This window comes from Roseivirga sp. (assembly GCF_034669765.1).
Lineage (GTDB): Bacteria > Bacteroidota > Bacteroidia > Cytophagales > Cyclobacteriaceae > Roseivirga.
Genome location: NZ_JAXMOQ010000002.1, coordinates 626,876 through 644,935 on the forward strand (window position 1 = coordinate 626,876; position 18,060 = coordinate 644,935).

The 18,060-nt window shown below is 39.8% G+C and carries 15 protein-coding genes; 7 read left to right on the forward strand and 8 right to left on the reverse strand.

The window, feature by feature from the left end; genetic code table 11:
• Positions 1–29 precede the first annotated feature (29 nt).
• The 6 genes from VOI17_RS05720 to recN all read left to right on the forward strand — a co-directional run bounded on the left by VOI17_RS05720 (position 30) and on the right by recN (position 6,611).
• Positions 30–1,559, forward strand: coding sequence for an OstA-like protein (locus VOI17_RS05720; RefSeq protein ID WP_323756283.1), 1,530 nt, complete (start codon positions 30–32; stop codon positions 1,557–1,559).
• Positions 1,560–1,666: 107 nt separating this feature from the next.
• Entirely contained in the window at positions 1,667–2,497 is an 831-nt protein-coding gene (locus VOI17_RS05725) for an outer membrane protein assembly factor BamD (RefSeq protein ID WP_323756284.1), read from the forward strand.
• Between the two features lie 2 nt (positions 2,498–2,499).
• Entirely contained in the window at positions 2,500–2,823 is a 324-nt protein-coding gene (locus tag VOI17_RS05730; RefSeq protein ID WP_068417991.1) for a DNA-directed RNA polymerase subunit omega, read from the forward strand.
• 6 nt (positions 2,824–2,829) lie between these two features.
• Complete coding sequence (gene coaBC, locus VOI17_RS05735) at positions 2,830–4,035, forward strand: bifunctional phosphopantothenoylcysteine decarboxylase/phosphopantothenate--cysteine ligase CoaBC (RefSeq protein WP_323756285.1); 1,206 nt, start codon at positions 2,830–2,832, stop codon at positions 4,033–4,035.
• A complete protein-coding gene (locus VOI17_RS05740) occupies positions 4,007–4,924 on the forward strand; it encodes a DUF4835 family protein (protein ID WP_323756286.1) in 918 nt (305 codons plus the stop codon). Before coaBC ends, VOI17_RS05740 begins: the two co-directional genes overlap by 29 nt.
• Positions 4,925–4,961: 37 nt before the next feature.
• A complete protein-coding gene (gene recN, locus VOI17_RS05745) occupies positions 4,962–6,611 on the forward strand; it encodes a DNA repair protein RecN (protein WP_323756287.1) in 1,650 nt (549 codons plus the stop codon).
• A 74-nt stretch (positions 6,612–6,685) separates the two neighbouring features.
• On the opposite strand, the gene VOI17_RS05750 is transcribed toward recN, so the two are convergent.
• The 8 genes from VOI17_RS05750 to holA form a co-directional block, all read right to left on the reverse strand.
• On the reverse strand, positions 6,686–8,098 hold the full coding sequence (locus VOI17_RS05750) for an alanine/glycine:cation symporter family protein (RefSeq protein WP_416376044.1): 1,413 nt from the start codon (positions 8,096–8,098) through the stop codon (positions 6,686–6,688).
• Between the two features lie 210 nt (positions 8,099–8,308).
• Entirely contained in the window at positions 8,309–9,283 is a 975-nt protein-coding gene (locus tag VOI17_RS05755; RefSeq protein WP_323756289.1) for a hypothetical protein, read from the reverse strand.
• A gap of 1 nt (position 9,284) precedes the next feature.
• Positions 9,285–9,674 carry a biopolymer transporter ExbD gene (locus VOI17_RS05760; RefSeq protein ID WP_323756290.1) on the reverse strand — a complete coding sequence of 130 codons (390 nt, stop codon included), beginning with the start codon at positions 9,672–9,674 and terminating at the stop codon, positions 9,285–9,287.
• Positions 9,674–10,354, reverse strand: coding sequence for a MotA/TolQ/ExbB proton channel family protein (locus tag VOI17_RS05765; RefSeq protein ID WP_323756291.1), 681 nt, complete (start codon positions 10,352–10,354; stop codon positions 9,674–9,676). Before VOI17_RS05765 ends, VOI17_RS05760 begins: the two co-directional genes overlap by 1 nt.
• Position 10,355: 1 nt before the next feature.
• A complete protein-coding gene (locus VOI17_RS05770; protein WP_323756292.1) occupies positions 10,356–11,171 on the reverse strand; it encodes a hypothetical protein in 816 nt (271 codons plus the stop codon).
• A gap of 85 nt (positions 11,172–11,256) precedes the next feature.
• The gene (locus VOI17_RS05775) at positions 11,257–12,945 is read right to left on the reverse strand and encodes a hypothetical protein (protein WP_323756293.1); all 1,689 of its coding nucleotides are present in this window, start codon (positions 12,943–12,945) and stop codon (positions 11,257–11,259) included.
• Positions 12,914–15,976, reverse strand: coding sequence for a tetratricopeptide repeat protein (locus VOI17_RS05780; protein WP_323756294.1), 3,063 nt, complete (start codon positions 15,974–15,976; stop codon positions 12,914–12,916). Before VOI17_RS05780 ends, VOI17_RS05775 begins: the two co-directional genes overlap by 32 nt.
• A gap of 96 nt (positions 15,977–16,072) precedes the next feature.
• Entirely contained in the window at positions 16,073–17,095 is a 1,023-nt protein-coding gene (holA, locus tag VOI17_RS05785) for a DNA polymerase III subunit delta (RefSeq protein WP_323756295.1), read from the reverse strand.
• 224 nt (positions 17,096–17,319) lie between these two features.
• Between holA and VOI17_RS05790 the strand changes: the two genes are divergently transcribed.
• Entirely contained in the window at positions 17,320–18,006 is a 687-nt protein-coding gene (locus VOI17_RS05790; RefSeq protein WP_323756296.1) for a tetratricopeptide repeat protein, read from the forward strand.
• Positions 18,007–18,060 lie beyond the last annotated feature (54 nt).

Sequence of the window (18,060 nt, forward strand, 5' to 3'; positions counted from 1 at the left end):
TAAATCGATAATTTTGCACTTTCGAAAACATGATCAGACCCTTATTTTTATTTTTATTTCTAATTACCACTACTTGGGCCTCTGCCCAAAAGAGGGTGCGAATCGATACGGCTGGATACCTATATCAAGGAACTCAGAACGGAGAACCGCTTCAAAGACTGATTAGCGCAGTCAAATTGGTACAAGGCAGTACAATAATTTATTGTGATTCAGCATATCTCTACACAAAAACTAATACAGCCGTAGCCTATGGTCATGTCCGAATTATTGACACCGTAGACGCTTTAGACCTTTCTGGAGATTACATGGAGTACACAGGAAGCAATGGAATAGCCAAAATGCGCAAAAACGTAGTACTAAAGGACGATAGCACAAACCTGTACACCGACTTTCTGGATTACGATCGAAGCACGCAGACAGGCTATTATTATAATGGTGGTAAACTGGTAGACAGCACAAATGTATTGACAAGTAAACGAGGTTATTATTATTCAGAAACCAAATCGACTCTTTTCCTTGACTCGGTAGAACTCACCAATCCAGATTTTCTTCTCAATACGGATTCATTAGAATATGCTACAATTGAAAAAGTTGCCATTACCAAAGGAAGAACCTTGGCCGTTTCTGCGGATGGTGACTCGCTTTCTACCAATGTTGGTTTTCTTTACAAGTCTCAAGAGAAATACAGCGAAGTTTATTTTGGCTGGATCAAAACAGAAGATTATCGTATCTATGGAGATAAGCTTATAGCAGATGATAGCCTAAAGTACTATCAAGGCGACATGAATGTACAAATGGAAACATTCTCCGATTCACTGACCGCCTATGGTGATCATGTACGTTACAATAAAATTGAAAGCACTGCACTGATTTATGACAATGCCTATTTAAAGAAATTGATGAAAGGTGATAGTCTTTTTATTAAAGGCGATACTATCAAATCAGTTCAGAACGAAGAAATTGGCAAGAAATACCTCACAGCATTCCATAATGTGCAGTTGTACAAATCTGATTTTCAAGGCGCAGCCGACTCACTTTCTTATAATATGATGGACTCGACCATCTACATGTATAACTCCCCTTTAATTTGGAATGCAGACAGCCAAATTTCTGCTGACTCTATTAAAATCCAATTGGCCAATAATCGGATCTCAAAAATGTTTTTGAATCAAAACTCCTTTGTCATCTCACAAGATTCTTCCGAAAACTACAATCAGGTAAAAGGAAGAGAAATGGTGGTGGACTTTAATGAAGGCCTCATTAGCAAAACAGATGTTTTTGGAAATGGAGAAAGTATCTATTTCGCTTTCGATAAAAATGGAGCTTTAACCATGAACAAACTGAGTTGTTCCAACATGGCGCTCTACTTCAACAATAATGTGGTGACTGAGCTAAGAACTTACCGCGAAGTGGACGGCAGGCTTATTCCTGGACCTCAAATCGTTCAACCTGACCGTAGACTCAAGGGTTTTAAATGGCTCTTGGATCAAAAACCTACCCTTGAAGGCATCACTGGGAACCGGAAGTTAGTACAAAGAGAAAAAATTAAACAGCGTTAAAAATGGTTAATCGCTGAATAGAAGCCAAAAAACTCGTTTTATTTGCTCCAGTAAGAGAGTTCAATAAGATTGGAATTATCGGACTTTACTAATAACTTTGCAGGCTTATGAAAAAAACGGTATTTCTAACCCTTTTCGCAGTAATGATTTCTTTATCAAGTTGCGCCAACCGATTGGCGAAGCTTGAAAAAAGTGATGATTACGAAGAACTATACAAAGGGGCCATTGCTTTTTACGAACAAGGTAAATACAGCAAGGCACAAATACTTTTCGAAAAAATATCTCCTTATTATCGAGGTAATATTGAAGCAGAGAAAGTTCAATTCTATTGGGCCTACAGTCTATACTATCAAAGGCTTTATCAACTGGCCTCTTTCCGATTCAAAACTTTCTATCAGACTTATGGAAGAAGCCAGTATGCAGAAGAGTCTGAGTACATGTCAGCATATTCTCTGTATAAAGATGCGCCAGACGCAAACTTAGACCAAACCAGTTCAGAAGAGGCTGTAGTGTCTATGCAGAACTTCTTGAACAGATGGCCGGCCTCAAAATATTATGACGAAGCCAACACGATCATTGACGAGTTACAAGTGAGGTTTGAAACAAAAGCCTATTTAAAGGCCAAGCTTTATCATAAACTCACTACTGGGTTATCATATAAAAACTATTTGGAAGCTGCCATCGTTACTATTGAGGCATTTAAGCATGACTTTCCAGATTCAAAATTCAACGAAGAACTACTTTACTTGGCCGTTGAAACAGAATTTAAACTGGCCGATAATAGTATTCAGTCTAGAAAAAAAGAGAGATACAATAAAACCGTAGCCTTCTACAAGGAGTTTTCAGAAAGATACCCTGAAAGCGAATACATGAGTAAAGTATCAAGCTGGTATAACCAGTCATTAAAAGAATTAAAAGAACTTAATAAAACGCAATAATTATGGCCGCAAGCGCATCAATCATTACTAGAGACACAGACAAGATAGGTGAGTCAACTGGTAACCTTTACAAATCAATTGCAGTGATCTCTAAAAGAGCAAAGCAAATTGCAACTGATATGAAAGAAGAGCTAAACGGAAAGCTTTCAGAGTTTGCTTCTACCGTAGATAATCTCGAAGAAATTTTTGAAAACAGAGAGCAAATTGAAATCTCTAAGTTCTATGAAAGAATGCCAAAGCCAACTGCTATGGCCATAGAGGAGTTCGCCAATGACGAAATCTATTGGAGAATGAATGAAGCTGAAGAAGCTACTGAAACAAAATAATACCCAATGTTATTAAAGGGTAAGAAAATTATTCTGGGAGTAACCGGAAGTATAGCAGCTTACAAGGCTGCTATTTTCGTTAGGTTACTAGTGAAAGACGGAGCAGAAGTTAAAGTCATAATGACCAAAGCTGCCACTGATTTCATTACCCCCCTAACCCTTTCTACCCTTTCCAAAAACCCTGTTCTAATTGATTTTCAAATAGACAAAACGGGCGAATGGAATAATCACGTTGATTTAGGGCTTTGGGCAGATGCCATAATTATGGCACCTGCCAGTGCCAACACCATTGGTAAAATGGCCAATGGACTTTGCGATAACCTACTTTTAGCCACCTACCTTTCAGCCAGATGCCCAGTGTTTTTTGCACCAGCTATGGATTTGGATATGTACCAACATCCATCGGTATTGGGCAACATTCAGAAGCTTATTTCTTTTGGAAATCATTTGATTGAAGCCGAACATGGCGAATTGGCCAGCGGACTTATAGGGCAAGGCAGAATGGCCGAACCAGAAAATCTTATTGCTTATCTTTCAGATTTTTTTTCAAAGAAATCTACACTGAAAGGCAAAAAGGTAATGATCACGGCAGGACCAACCTATGAGGCAATTGATCCAGTCCGCTTTATTGGCAATCACTCTACTGGAAAAATGGGCTTTGCTTTAGCGAAAGAAGCGGCCGACCAAGGCGCAGAAGTTACATTAATTACAGGACCAACACACCTCACCATTGATCATGCGAAGATTAAGCTTATTCGTGTAAAATCTGGTGATCAGATGTATGATGCCTGCTCTACTGCAAATCAAACTACGGACATAAATATCATGGCCGCTGCTGTGGCGGATTACACCCCCAAAATAGTAGCAGACCAAAAGATAAAGAAGAAAGGCGATGAAATGACTATTGAATTGGTGAAGACTACTGATATCGCCAAATCGATAGGTGCTATTAAAAGAAAGAATCAGCTCAATGTGGGTTTTGCACTAGAGACTGAAGCTGAAATAGAACATGCTCAACAAAAAATAAAAAGCAAGAATTTCGACCTCATAGTACTTAATTCTCTCAACGACAAGGGTGCAGGGTTTGGTCACGACACGAATAAGATTACGATCATTGACAATCAAAATAATATTCAGCATTTTGAGTTAAAGTCAAAAAGGGAAGTTGCCAAAGACATCATCAATGCTATCGTTCAAAAACTGGAAGCTTAGTTTCTTAGGGTTATTCTTAGCCACACTCCCACTCCACATGGTCGCTCAAGAGCTTGACTTTACGGTGAGTGTTAATGCATCGAACGTTCAAACTACTGAAAGGGCTATTTTTTCTGAAATGGAAACAGCCATGCAGCGTTTCTTCAACGATAGGACTTGGACAGATGATAGCTTTCAAGCCAACGAAAAAATCAAAGGCAATCTAATCCTCAATATTCAAGACCAACCTTCTATTGGTCAGTTTAAGGCAAATGCGCAAATCCAGATCATTAGACCTGTGTATGGAGCTTCCTATGAAACACTACTTTTAAATTTTGCCGACCGAGATTGGGAGTTTCAATTCAGCCAAGGACAAAACATGGACTTTAGTGAAAATAGGTTTATTAATAACATCTCTTCCCTGTTAGGTTTCTATGCCTACATCGCTATTGGTTTAGATTACGATTCTTTTAGTCCTTTAGGTGGAACGCCTTATTTCAGATCAGCCCTAAATGTGGTTAACAATGCACAAAATAATGGAGGCACTGGTTGGGGACAATTTCAAAGTAGAAGAAACAGATATTGGTTGGTGGAAAATCTAGCCATCAATAGCCAATATGAACCTGTGAGAAAAGGGCTCTACGATTACCATATTAATGGTTTAGATAAATTCAAAGACGACCCAAAAGCTTGTAGGGAAACCATCAGCCAAGTGATAAAGAATATTCAAACCGTTAACGAGATACTTCCCAACGCCATATTGATTACCGCATTTTTAGACACTAAAAATGAAGAGATCACAAGCATTTTTTCAGAAGGCCAAACGAACATCAGAAAAGAGGTATACAATGAGCTGTTAAAACTCGATCCTACCCGAAGAAATAAATACCAAAAAATCGTTCAAAACTAGTATTGTCACAAGTCCATGTAATTGATACATTTGTGATATGCTTCAACGCCTGAGTATTGAAAATTACGCACTGATTCAACAGCTAGAGATCAACCCAGATGCTCAACTGAATATCATTACGGGTGAAACTGGCGCTGGAAAATCTATTATTTTAGGAGCTTTGGGATTACTTCTTGGTAATCGTGCCGATACCAAATCACTACTCGACCAAGACAAAAAATGCGTTATTGAAGGTGCCTTCGATATTTCTGCCTATCAGCTTAAAAACCTCTTCGAAGAAAATGACATGGATTACGATCCAGAATGCATCATAAGGCGAGAAATTAGCACCAGTGGTAAATCAAGAGCTTTTGTAAATGATGGATTGACCAATCTTGACTTCCTTAAGTTACTGGGGAAACGACTCATGGACATTCATTCGCAGCATGACAATCTGCTTTTAGGCGCCAATAGCTATCAGTTGAGTTTGGTTGATGCTTTTGCCCAAAACAAGGTCTTGTTACAAAAATATAGTAACGCCTTTTCCGACTATCGTGAAAAACATGAGATCCTTAGGCAACTTAAGTCAGAGTCTGCTGAGTTAAGGAAAGTGGCAGATTACCACCAGTTTCTATTTGATGAATTGGACAAAGCACAGCTTCAAGTAGATGAGCAAGAAACGTTAGAGGCAGAATTAAATAAGCTTGAGAATGCAGAAGAAATCAAATTCAAATTGAATGAAGCCTTAAGTGCTCTAGATCAGTCGGAGATTAACGCCAATCAAATGCTGCAAGGGGCAAAAACAGCTTTGGGTCAAATCAATAAGTTCGCGAAAGAATACGAAAGCCTTTTCGAACGACTGAATAGCAGCTGGATTGAGTTGAAAGATATTATTTCCGAACTAGAAAGTGAGGAAGAGCAAGTCGAATACGAGCCAAAACGGGCCGAAGAGGTACAAGAAAGACTAAGTCTGATCTATAAGCTACAGCAGAAACATCAAGTTTCTGATATTGCTTCCCTGCTTTCCATTTATGAGGAACTGGGAAATAAAGTGCTAAGGGTGGGCAATTTGGACGAAGCCATTGAAGCAGCTGAAAAGGAAGCCGATAAAGCTTTTGGGTTGGTTGAAACTTCTGGCGAAGCCTTAAGCCTATCTAGAACCACAGTATTTGCTGGTTTCGAAAAGCAAATTGGTGTGCTACTCGATGACCTCGGAATGCCCCACGCCAAACTGGCCATTCAACACGAGACGCAAACACCTTCTGAGTCTGGAGTTAATAAAATCAATTTACTCTTCTCCGCTAACAAAGGAATTGCACCACAGCCGCTAAAGCAAGTGGCTTCTGGTGGTGAGTTCTCTAGATTGATGTTTGCCGTGAAATACATTCTCGCAGACAAAACGGCTTTGCCTACGATCGTATTTGATGAGATTGACGCTGGTATTTCAGGAGAAATATCCATTCAGATGGCCGAAATGATGAACAAGATGGCACAAAACCATCAAGTGATTACCATTACACATCTACCGCAAATTGCTGCAAGAGGGAAGTCGCATTACTATGTATATAAAGACAATGCGCAAGACGTGACAGCAAGCAACATTAGGAAGCTCAATCATGATGAACGCCTGTCTGAATTGGCGCAAATGATTGGTGGTAAGCAATTCTCTGAAAGTTCATTAGAGAGCGCCAGAGAGCTAATGAAGTAAATCTTCCTTTTTCCTAAAAACAAAAAAAGTCGATTTGGAAACCAAACCGACTTTCTCATTTTTCTATTGTAACCCTAATTCTTCTTAAACTCACCTGCTTTATGGCGAGCAAAGTAAGATTTTGTAGCCTTCATTACTTTAGGGGCTAGAATCAGTGCTGAAACCATGGTAGGAATCGCCATCAAAGCAAAACTACCATCAATCAAATTCACTACAAAACCCAAAGAGGCTACGGCTCCAAGAATAATTGTACCGATGTATACATAATTGTAGAGCTCTCCCTTTTTAGCTCCGAACAAGTAGGATACACTCTTCACTCCATAATAAGAATAAGAAAGCAAGCTAGACACAGCAAATACCAAGATACAAAGTCCTAATAAATAACCTCCAACTCCCGGGATAGCGGCATTAAAAGCCTTCAATGTTAAGGTAACACCAAGCAAACCAGTGTCGGCCGCACCAATAAATTCATGATGCACTCCAGTACCTAAAATCACCAATGCGGTAAGTGTACAGACTAAAAGTGTATCAATCGCTGGCCCGAGCATGGCTACAAGACCTTCTCGTACAGGCTCCTCTGTTTTTGTGTCGCCATGTACCATTGGCGCGGTTCCAATGCCTGCTTCGTTTGAAAAAGCAGCTCTTTTAGCGCCTATAATAATCACCGCACCGATGCCACCACCCAAAATGGCATTACCCGAAAATGCCTCTTCGAAAATTGAAGCGAAAATATCAGGAATACCTGCTACATTTTGAAGTAGGATATAAACCACTAAACCGAAATACAAAACTACCATTGAAGGCACCAATTTGGCAGCTACACTACTAATTCTTTTAATTCCACCAAAGATCACCATCGATACCAAAACCATTAAAATAAGCCCAGTAACAAATGATGCAATGCCCACAGGTGCACCAAATAGGCTAAATGTTGCTTCAGTATCATACCCAACTGCCGGTCCTAAAACAGCATTCATGGCAGCAGTAAGTTGATTTGCTTGGAAAATAGGCAAAGCACCAATCAGCGTAAAAACACAAAAGAATATGGCCATTGGCTTCCATTTCTTACCTAAACCTTCTGTAATTACATACATAGGGCCGCCTCTTACTTCACCTTCGCTGTCTTTTCCTCGGTACATCACGGAAAGAGTACAGGTGAAAAATTTTGTAGCCATACCCACAAACGCGGAAACCCACATCCAAAAAATAGCACCTGGGCCACCCATGGTAATGGCAACCGCCACACCACTGATGTTACCCATCCCTACGGTTGCTGCTAAAGCTGTAGAAAGTGCCTCATAGTGCGTAATTTGGCCTTCTTCATGATGAGTATCATATTTCCCTCTCAATACATTTATAGCGTGTCCAATGTATTTAAAGGGTAAAAACCGCGAATAAAACAAGAATACTAGTCCACCACCCATTACCAATATCAAGAGGGGAACTCCCCAAATCCAGCCGCTAAAGCTGGATACAGCATCTTCTATAAAACCCAAGTCAGTAATTTTTTAGTTAAGCTACTATATTAGTTCAATCCGCGTAACCGTACAAGAAGTATAGTCATTTTGTAGACTAACGGTAGATTGGCTGACTTTACGAAAGCCATAAACAATGAAGAGGGAATGGATAATCCATTCCCTCTTCATTGTTAAAATTTTTTATTGATTCTAGTTCAACCTAAAGCAGGTTACTCTGAGTTAATTCGTTTTGATAACAAAGGTGATTTCACCTTTAGAAATGTTCGCTGCCATTTTAGAAGGGTCTGTTTGGATAAAGGCCAGCTTCTCCACTTGCTTTTTATAGAACTCGATAATCGTGTTATCACTAATGGTGGTGCCAGGAATTTTGGTGACGTTAATTACCGTTCCTCGGTCATCAACCTCGATTCTAAACTTAATCACCCCTTCAATTTGGGAATCGTCCTTTTCTGCTGGCGGTCTCTCCCATTTCCAGCCATCAAGGCTTAAGCTAACGCCTAAATCAGCACCACCAGGCTGTGTGCCATTAGCAGTCGTTTTCCCTTGAGGGTCGCCCATATTTCCTCTTTTATCCACTTCTTTCCCTTGATTGTTAGAAGCTGCTTCTTTACTGTCTGATTCGGCTTTTTTACCGCCACCCATAATTGCACGTTGGTCTACTACGGGTACTGGTTTAGGCTTTACCTCTTCCTTCTTTTCTTCAACGGGTTTGGTTACTTCCTTTTTAACTTCTACAGGTGGTTTTTCTTCTTCTTTCTTCTCAACAACCTCTTCTACCTTCTTTTCTACCGCTTTAACTTCGCTCTCTTTCTCTTGAACCACCTCGGCCTTTACCTCTTCTTTAGGTTTAGGAGTTTCCTTCGCTACTTCCTTCACCACCTCTTGCTTAGGAGGAACCACTTCTTTTACTTCCTCCACAACTGGAGTTTCCTCTACTGGCTCCTCTTCCGACTCTTGTTCAGATTCAGGAGGAGTATCATTTTCAGTTTCTTCAATTTCGGCTTGGTTTTCTCTTTCAATGTCACCAGAGCCCGCTTCTTCGAAACCAAAGTTTAATTCAATACCATATTCAGGGATTGGAGGATCAGGTTGTCGCCAAGCCACAAGAAATAAAAGCAAAGTCAGTATGGTACCATGCACGACTATCGACATGATCATACTGAACTTCTTATCTTTTTTTTCTTGATTTGACATTTTACTCAGGTTTAGTAACAATAGTCACTTTTTGCTTCAATAGGGCTGCAATGCCTGCTACTTTCATAAAGTATTCAGCATCCACAGTTTTATCTACATGTAAAGTAACCGAACCATCTGGTCCGCTTATTACTTTACGCAATTCTTGTTCCAAGTTTGTAAGTGTTACCTCTTTATCATTCACATAGTAGTGCAAGTCTTCGGTGATTGTAACGCTGTTTTTCTGCATTACAATATTAGAAGCTGCTGAAGAAGGTAAGTTTACCGGTAAACCAGAAGGAGTAATAAAGGAAGCCGTCAGCATAAAGAAGATCAACAACAAGAACACAATGTCTGTCATTGAAGACATGCTGAAGTTGGCATCCACCTTAAGTTTCGATTTAATATCCATTATTGAGGCTCTTGAAGTAAATCAATAAAGTCAACTGAGGTATATTCCATATAATGGATAGCCTTTTGAACCCTAGAAACCAGATAGTTATAACCTAAATAAGCAATAATCCCCACCACCAAACCAAGGGCTGTAGTGATCATAGCTTCGTAAATACCTGTCGATAAAAGCTTAGGACTTACCGAGCCTTCCTCTTGCGCAATGGCAATAAATGCTTGGATCATTCCCGTTACCGTACCAAGGAAACCCACCATCGGTGCTGCTCCTGATATAGTCGCCAACATCGATAAGTTCTTCTCAAGTTTATATACTTCGATTTTACCAACGTTTTCAATAGAGGCTTCAATAGTCTTTAATGGACTACCAATTCTATGGATTCCTTTCTCAATCATTTTGGCAATAGGCGACTCCGTTTGAGAACAAAGGAGCTTTGCTCCATTGATATCACCAGCTAAAACCAGATTTTTGATTTTATCCATAAACTCAAATGGAGTTTTGGAGGCTCTGTTAATGTGCCTGTATCGCTCAAAAAATATATAAATCGCTGTAATCCAAAGTGCTATCAAGGGAACCAACCAGATTCCACCTTTTAATAGTAAATCAAACCAAAATAAAGCGCCTCCATCGCCACCTGAAACATTCAAAGTATCAGATGCTGCGAGTTCTTGAATAAATGTCATTTTAATATTTAAGTGCCCAGACTTCTTTTCCGTATTTCTCTCTGTAGGATGCCAAAGCGGCTTCTGCTTCTTTTATTGAGCCTACATTCGGAATCATAATCCCAACTCTATGGAAAGCTGAGTTTCCTATAGGCTTTAGAACATGTGCTGTAATTCCAGAAGCAACCAATTCGTTTCCTTTATCTTCGGCTAAGTCACCATCAAAGAAACTACCTACTACGGCAAAATAACGCCCTTGACGTTCAGAAATTGTAATCAGTTCTGCTTTTGGCACTTCTACTTTTACTGGCTCTGGTTCTGGCTGAGGTTCAACCTTAGGTTGCTCTACTTTAGGTTTTGCTACTGGTTCAGGCTGAGGCTCTTCTTTCTTATAAAAGAATAAATAGTAGATAGCCGCAAACACAAACAACAATACTATAATTACAAACCATTTATTAACGCCTTTCTGTTCTGCTTCGTTTTTCTTTTCTACCATAACAACCTTCTTTTCGGGCACTGGTGACTGAGTTTTCTCTTTATCTACTACAGGAGCCGAGGCTACTGGGCTTGGTTTTTCTTTTTCTTCCTCCTTGGTTGCTTCTTCTTGAACGGACGACTTATCTGAAGTTTCACTTTTAGAATTTTCAACATCAGTGAGCTCTAACTCTTCCGCACTATCGTCAAGGACATTTAATTCATCAATATCATCTAAGCCGAAGTCATCATCCGACACCTTAGGCGCTTCTTTTTTAGGGGTGCTTTTTTTACCAGCACTAGCAGGTGTTCTACCTCCTTTTTTATTGTTGTCTGAAGAACTGTTCTTCTTTTTAGCAGCCATAAGAAATAGTTATTGGTTGATATTTTTTCAAATTAACAAAATATAGCGACCATATTAAAGGTGTGGCCAATGCGAATCTACAAAATTAGAAGGATACTGTAACCCCTCCTAGCACTTGAATGCCTCGACTTGGGTAATTCAGGTATCTTTCATACTCTTTCCCAAAAACATTTTTGAATTGCAAAAACACAGAAACCTTTTCATTCAAGTCATAATCGCCACCCAAATTCATATCTACAATATCATCCATTTCTACTCTGGTACTGCTCTCTTGGTTCAAACCAATAAGTCCTCCCATGTAATAGAGGTCTGCGGTTACTTTTAAATTCTTTACAGGGTAAAAGATATTATTAAAGACCGCTTGATATTGTGGTTTATGATATGGATCGGCCAAAGAACTCAAGCTGTAATCGAAGTAATCGAACCTTAAACCACTTCTAACATTTTCCACCTTTTCAAAAACCACTTCGCCATAAACATTAGTGCGATCAACGGCATCATTGTCATACAATACCTCAAATTTCGTGGAATCAGTAATACTATTTGTAAAAAATGGCAAACGTTGAATAGAAGCCATTGAAAGCCCAGCGTTCAACCTAAGTCCATTGGTCAAGTCAAGGTTAATTCCTGCAAAAATATCGCTCTCCTTGTCAGTATTGAGTAAAACAAAATCCCTCTGTAGAAATGCGTTCTCACTTGCAAAGCCCTGGAAAGAATTGTATTCCAAATCTCCTTGATAACCTCCGTAAATATTAATGTTGTTGGTAGGGTTTACATCCAGCCTAGCATAAGGATATACCTTAAAGCCATCTTTTGCAGCCGTGGTAATTTGTGTTAAATCATCATTATCTCCTGCCAAGTTAGCTCCCACGCTCACTTTAAAGCTATTGGTAGCATATTCTAAGCGCGGCTTCGCATTATAAAAGTTCCTGCCGATTTTCTCAGTGTCTTCGCGACTTGAGAAGGTCACTTGACCACCCACTTTAAACCTAAGCTCTTCTGAAAACTTATAGCCTAAACCTAAATCGAAATTGAATCGACTTTCTTTTGCCTCGAAGTTATCTCTGAAGAAATCCCAATCTGTTTTGAAATGATAAGTGGTCACCTCATCCAAGGCGGTTTTTTCTACTCCTGCCCTTGCCGTAAAGCTGTTGAATTTTCGTTCGACTAAATCAGGCGTAAGATCCAAAGCGGGGTTATAACCATAGAAATGTACTTTTCTTTCACCATATTGAATGTCTCCAGAAATGGTATTCTTACCATTGAAGAACTTTCCTCCCAACACGACATCGGTTTTGGAATCACCAGAATTTTTATCAAATACTGGGCCTTTGGCTGAAGAGCGATGCCTGATGTACAAATTATAGAGGTAGTTCGGGTTTCGGATTGAACCCAAGTAAGCCTCCCCCAACAATGTTCCATAATTGCCATAACCTAGCTTAAAGTAATTACCAGTAATGTCCTTTTCCTTTTGGTTGATTGTTAAATTAACGGCCCTAAAATTAGGCTGAATGGGTGTTAAGCTTAACACATATTCATGAAAAGTATAAGTTTGTTGCGACTGTGCCTTTTGTACTGGCAACTGCGGGATTTTCTCAAAATTTCTAGTGGCTGGTGGAAGTGTAATCTTCCTATCCTTCCGAATTACAATTTCGGATTCTTCCAATTCACCTTGCTGTCCAAAAGCAGTAAAGGTCAAAATTCCAAAAACAAGAGTAATGATATATCTGAAGTCTCTCATCTTAATTCCCTCCTTTTCTTGTGGTGTCTGCATTTACTTCTTCTTGAGATGGTGCCTCAGCTTCTAATTTCTCTATCTGCTTCAACTTAGTTTTTGCCTCTTCCTTAATGTCATCCAACTGAGAATACTGTATGATTGAGTTTACCGTAGCCTTGGCTTGGAAAATCTCATTCAAAGCAATGTAGTTATCGGCAATCAATAAGAATGCTTTTCCGAGCCATTCATCATAAGCTGAAAAATTCTCATTCATTTCAAAAAGCGTATTCAACGACTGTTGATACTGTTTTTGTTGATAGAAAATCTTACCTACCATGAACTGTGACTCCGCTCCATACTGGTTCTTAGCCGTATTCAATGTGGTCAAGAACTGATCAATGGCTTCGTTAAAATTACCTTCAGCATAGGCTGCCTTACCTAAATACAATTGTGCTTTATCAGTAGCTTCTTGTGTAACCGATCCTTTGGTAATGATATTCTTAGCATAGACCCGCATTTGAGCATACTCACTCAATCGGTAATGGGCTTCCAGTAAACCTAGCCAAGCATCGTTTTCTTGCCTTTTACTTTTGGCTACCTTCTCCAATTGGCCGTAAAAATTGGTGGCTTCCTTGAAATCACCCGCTTTCAACTGCAATTCACCAATGCGTTCATACACACGATCCATTCCAGTGATTTTGCTATCACGGTTGATCTCATAGAACATCTCGAGTGCTTTTTCCGTATCGCTCAAACGGTAATAGCTTTCAGCTTGGTAATACTTAGCCTCATACACCAACCCGCTGTTTGAATAATTCTTTCTGTAATCTTCGAACGCACCAATAGCAGCGCTGTATTCTTGTCCAAAGAATAAGTTTTTAGCGGATTCAAATTCAATATTCTCCAAGGCCTGATTCTCAGGGTGAGCACTCTTATAACGTGCCAAGTATTGATCGAACTGAATGGTTTTATTCTGAAGCTTCAAAGTGTTTTGTAAACCAAGCAATGCTGAATTAGAAACTGAACTGGTGATATAATTGTCCAAAATGGTTTTGTAATCACGCTCTGCTTGGTCGTAGTCCTCTAAATTGAAGTAGGCCAAAGCACGACTTTCATAAGCATAAGGAATAAATGGACTTTGGTTCAGTCGATCTATAATTCTATTAAAGCCTTGGATCGAATTTCGGAACTGACGGTCTTCCAATTGGATTTGTGCCTTCTTATAAATGGCATCATCATAATAACGAGAATCGGCAAAACGATTGATCACTACATCTAAACTGGTAATTGCTTCTGATGGCTTGCCTTCAAAGTCATATACCACTCCTTTTTGAAAATAGGCATAATCGATATTCGGATTACTCGTCCCAATGGCGCGATCGTAATAAGTAATCGCACTAGCATACTCCTTATCCACATAGTAGCAATCGGCAAGCCTAATAAGCGCATCATTGTAATTTTGTTTGTCGCGAGCATTTTCAAGCGCATCTACATAACGCTTAAAATAGGTTCTGGCGTCCGTATATGATTTACCATTGTAATAAGCATAACCCAAGCCATAATTGGCTTTTACCAAATATTCTGAGTTTCTACTTCCTGACGTGATTACCTTCTTATAAGAGGCAATCGCTTGAGGATAATTACGAGCAGTGGCAAAAGCTTCTCCTTTCCAGAAGTAAGTAGCAGTGGCCAAGTCCTTATCTATCGGATATTGCAACGACTTATCGAACAACTGCACCGCGTTATCGTACTTTCGTGCATTATAGAACTCTGTTCCTTTAAAGAAAGTCACCTTTTGATAAGCTTCTTTCAATCGGTCAGATTTGTTTTCAATTCTTTCAATGAAAGTAATTGCCCTTGAATAATCGTTCGTATTTAAAAAGGCTTCACTCAATAAATTGTTTGCTTCAGGAATGTAATCACTGGTCGGGTAATCTCTCATAAACTTATCCAAAGCAATAATGGACTGAGAGTATTTACTGGCCTGGAAATTAACTTTGGCAGAGTTGAAAGCGGCTTCTTCCTGAATTTCTTTATTGAAACCTAAACTGGCAGCCTTATCAAATGCGGCTATGGAAAAAAGGAAGTTCTCTTGCTCAACGTATAGTTTCCCTAAGTAATAAGAAGCGTTTTGAGCAAGTGTATCGCTATTGAGCGCTACTTTTTTGAACTGTTCAATCGACTCTTCTGCCTGCCCTGTACTATAATAGGCATAGCCCATTCTGTACAAAGTCTCTTGCGTAACATTCTGCTGCGCCAACTGGCTGTACAAATCATAATACTCCAAGCTCTCTTTATACTGCCCTTGATTATAATAAGACTCAGCGGTCATCTGATAAATCTGATACAGATAATCAAGCTTGCGGTTTTGGGCTATCGCGGTTTTAAACTGCGAGGCATATTGTACCAATTCGCCATAACGCTTCTGCTGATAAAAAGCACTGGCCACCATAATAGGCACTCTGTCCTTATATTTCTCAGTAGTTCCAGCATTTTTCAGGTCTACCAAGGCTTTATCGTAATCTTGATACGCATAAGCCAAGTAGCCAGCATAGTAATTGGCATCGGCATAATAAGGTCCTTTGCTCCCTTTGGCTTTATCGAAGTAAGGAACAGACTCCTCATATCGTCTTAATGCATAAAGTGAGTAGGCAATTTTAAAATTGGTTTCTACCCTTTCTTCCCCATTAAGGGCCGAAGCATTTACAAGTTTAAAATACCTTTCGGCAGTGGTAAAATCACCATTTTTAAAACTCACCACACCCAAATTGTAATAGGCTTTTGCAGCCTTTGGGTGGTTGGGTCTGTTCCGTACAAATTGTGATATCAATTGTGCCCCATCGCCATTGTCGAGGTTGAGGGCGCAAAATGCCATATAGTATTCGGCATCTGCCTTTTTAATTTCGTCATCGCCTTGGGCCAAGTACCGCTCAAACTGATCACGGGCTGCGCTGTACTTCTCCATCTCCAAAAGCTCCAGTCCCGAAGAAAAATAGATATTCGGGTTGGACGGATGTAGTGTGTTTTGTGCGTTTAATGACCCGTGAAGACAGAACAGTGTGGCGATCAAAAGAATTTTGTGCTTCATTTATCTCTGTTTGTTCACTCTTTATCTAAACTCTAATCTCTTATGAATATTGCTGTCGAACAATTACCGCTAAAAATAATTTCTTCAACCTATTTATTAGTGCATCAACCGATACACCAATTCCTTAAAAATGTCTCCATCTGTCATGCTGCCTGCCCCAACGCCTTTACTCCTTAAATCTGCTTCGCGAAGAACACTCACATTCTGCATTACTTTACCCACCGGGTAATTTCGCGCAGCAAGCTTATATTCCTTTATAAAATAGGGGTTTGTGCCCATGGCAGCTGCTAGTCCTTTATCCGACTGATCTTTACTTCCATGAAGGATCAGCAGTTTGGAGTAATAAGAATACAAAGCTGCCACCATCGGAATGATAGGATTGGCTTTTGAATTGGCCGCAAAGTAATTCACCATCTTATTGGCCTTTAATATATCGCGCTGCGAAATGGCCTTCTGCAATTCAAAAACATTGTATTCTTTACTGATACCAACGTATTTCTGAATCAGGTCTTCGTTGATCGCTTTTCCCTCACCGAGGTTCACAATCACTTTGCTGATTTCATTGGAAAGCCTTTCTAGGTTCGTTCCAATGTATTCGGCCAGCATTTGCACCGAGTTTTGATTGATACTGTAGCCCTGAGACTTCACATACTTATCAATCCAGGCAGGCAACTCATAATCTCTTAATGGTGTAGTGGTCACCAATACTGACTTATCTTTCAAGGCTTTGGCCAAAGGCCGTCTGCCATCCACTTTCTTATGCTTATGCCCAAAAACCAATACCGTACTGGGCACAGGTTGCTCCAAATATTGCATCAGCAATTTCTGGCCATCTTCTTTATTCAAATCTTGAATATCCTTGGCCTCTTTTACAATGACCACTTGCCTTTCGGCCATCATTGGAAACCTACGGGCGTGGGTCAACACTTCGGCCATACTCACATCCTTACCATATAAAATGGTTTGGTTAAAGCCTTTATCCGCTTCCTGAAGACAATTGTCCTCGATAAAATCTACGATTTGATCGATGTAAAAAGGCTCTTCACCCTGCAAAAAATAGACTGGTTTGAAGTCACCGGATTTTAATGATTGTAAGACCTGATCAGGATGCAAACTCATGGAATCAATTTGTCACGAATATACAATTCGCATTCCGTTTTAGCATATACAAAAGCAAGTATCTGTTGGCTGGTTTTAGAAAAAATCAGAACTATTGGCCACAGAACTAAATATTCCAATGATCTCTAAGAAAGAGTATGAAAAGTAAGCCTAAAAAGGAAAAAACAGATAACAATGGAATCAATTTGGGGAATGCTTGGGTTGACTGATTATATTTGCAACAAATGAGTGAGATGATTGAGAAGTGGATCAAAGAAGGGGTTAAGCACTGCGAGAATGCAAAGTTTGAAGAAGGTGTAAAATGCTTTAATAAAGCGCTGGAAAAAGAACCTAATCATACCACAGGTTTACACAACCGAGCCAGGGCACTTTCTAGAATTGGCCAACTGGAAGCTGCTTTAGCTGACTTTGAAAAACTGACCCAGCTCTTTCCTTGCCACGCTTCATTTATTGGCGATTATGCCGTTGCCCTCCACCTCAACGATAAAAACGATTTGGCTTTAGTCCATTTTGAGAAAGCACTCCAACTTGAGCCTACCAACCCCTACCGTTATTCAAGTCGTGCCTTTTTCAAAGACAGAACGGGTGACTTAGAAGGCGCCATTGCCGATTATGAAAAGGCCGTTGAAATGGACCCAGAAGATGCCATTGCCCTAAATAACAAAGGTTTGGTAGAAGAAAAACTAGGCTATAAAGACAAAGCAAAACAAAGTTTTGATCGCTCAAATAACCTTGTGGGCTACGACCCAACAAAGACCAATCCGCTGCCTAAAACAGAAAACAAAGCGCCAAAGTTTACATCCACAAAACCCACTAACCGCTGGGAAGTAGTGAAATCCGTTTTCACCAAAGAGGGCTTTAAAGACTTCGCCAAGTTTACTAAGGGTTTGGTGAATGGGAAGAAGGGTTAGCACTCAAGGATTTATTCAAGTGAATCTCTATATACCTTCAATTCAGTAGGTTAT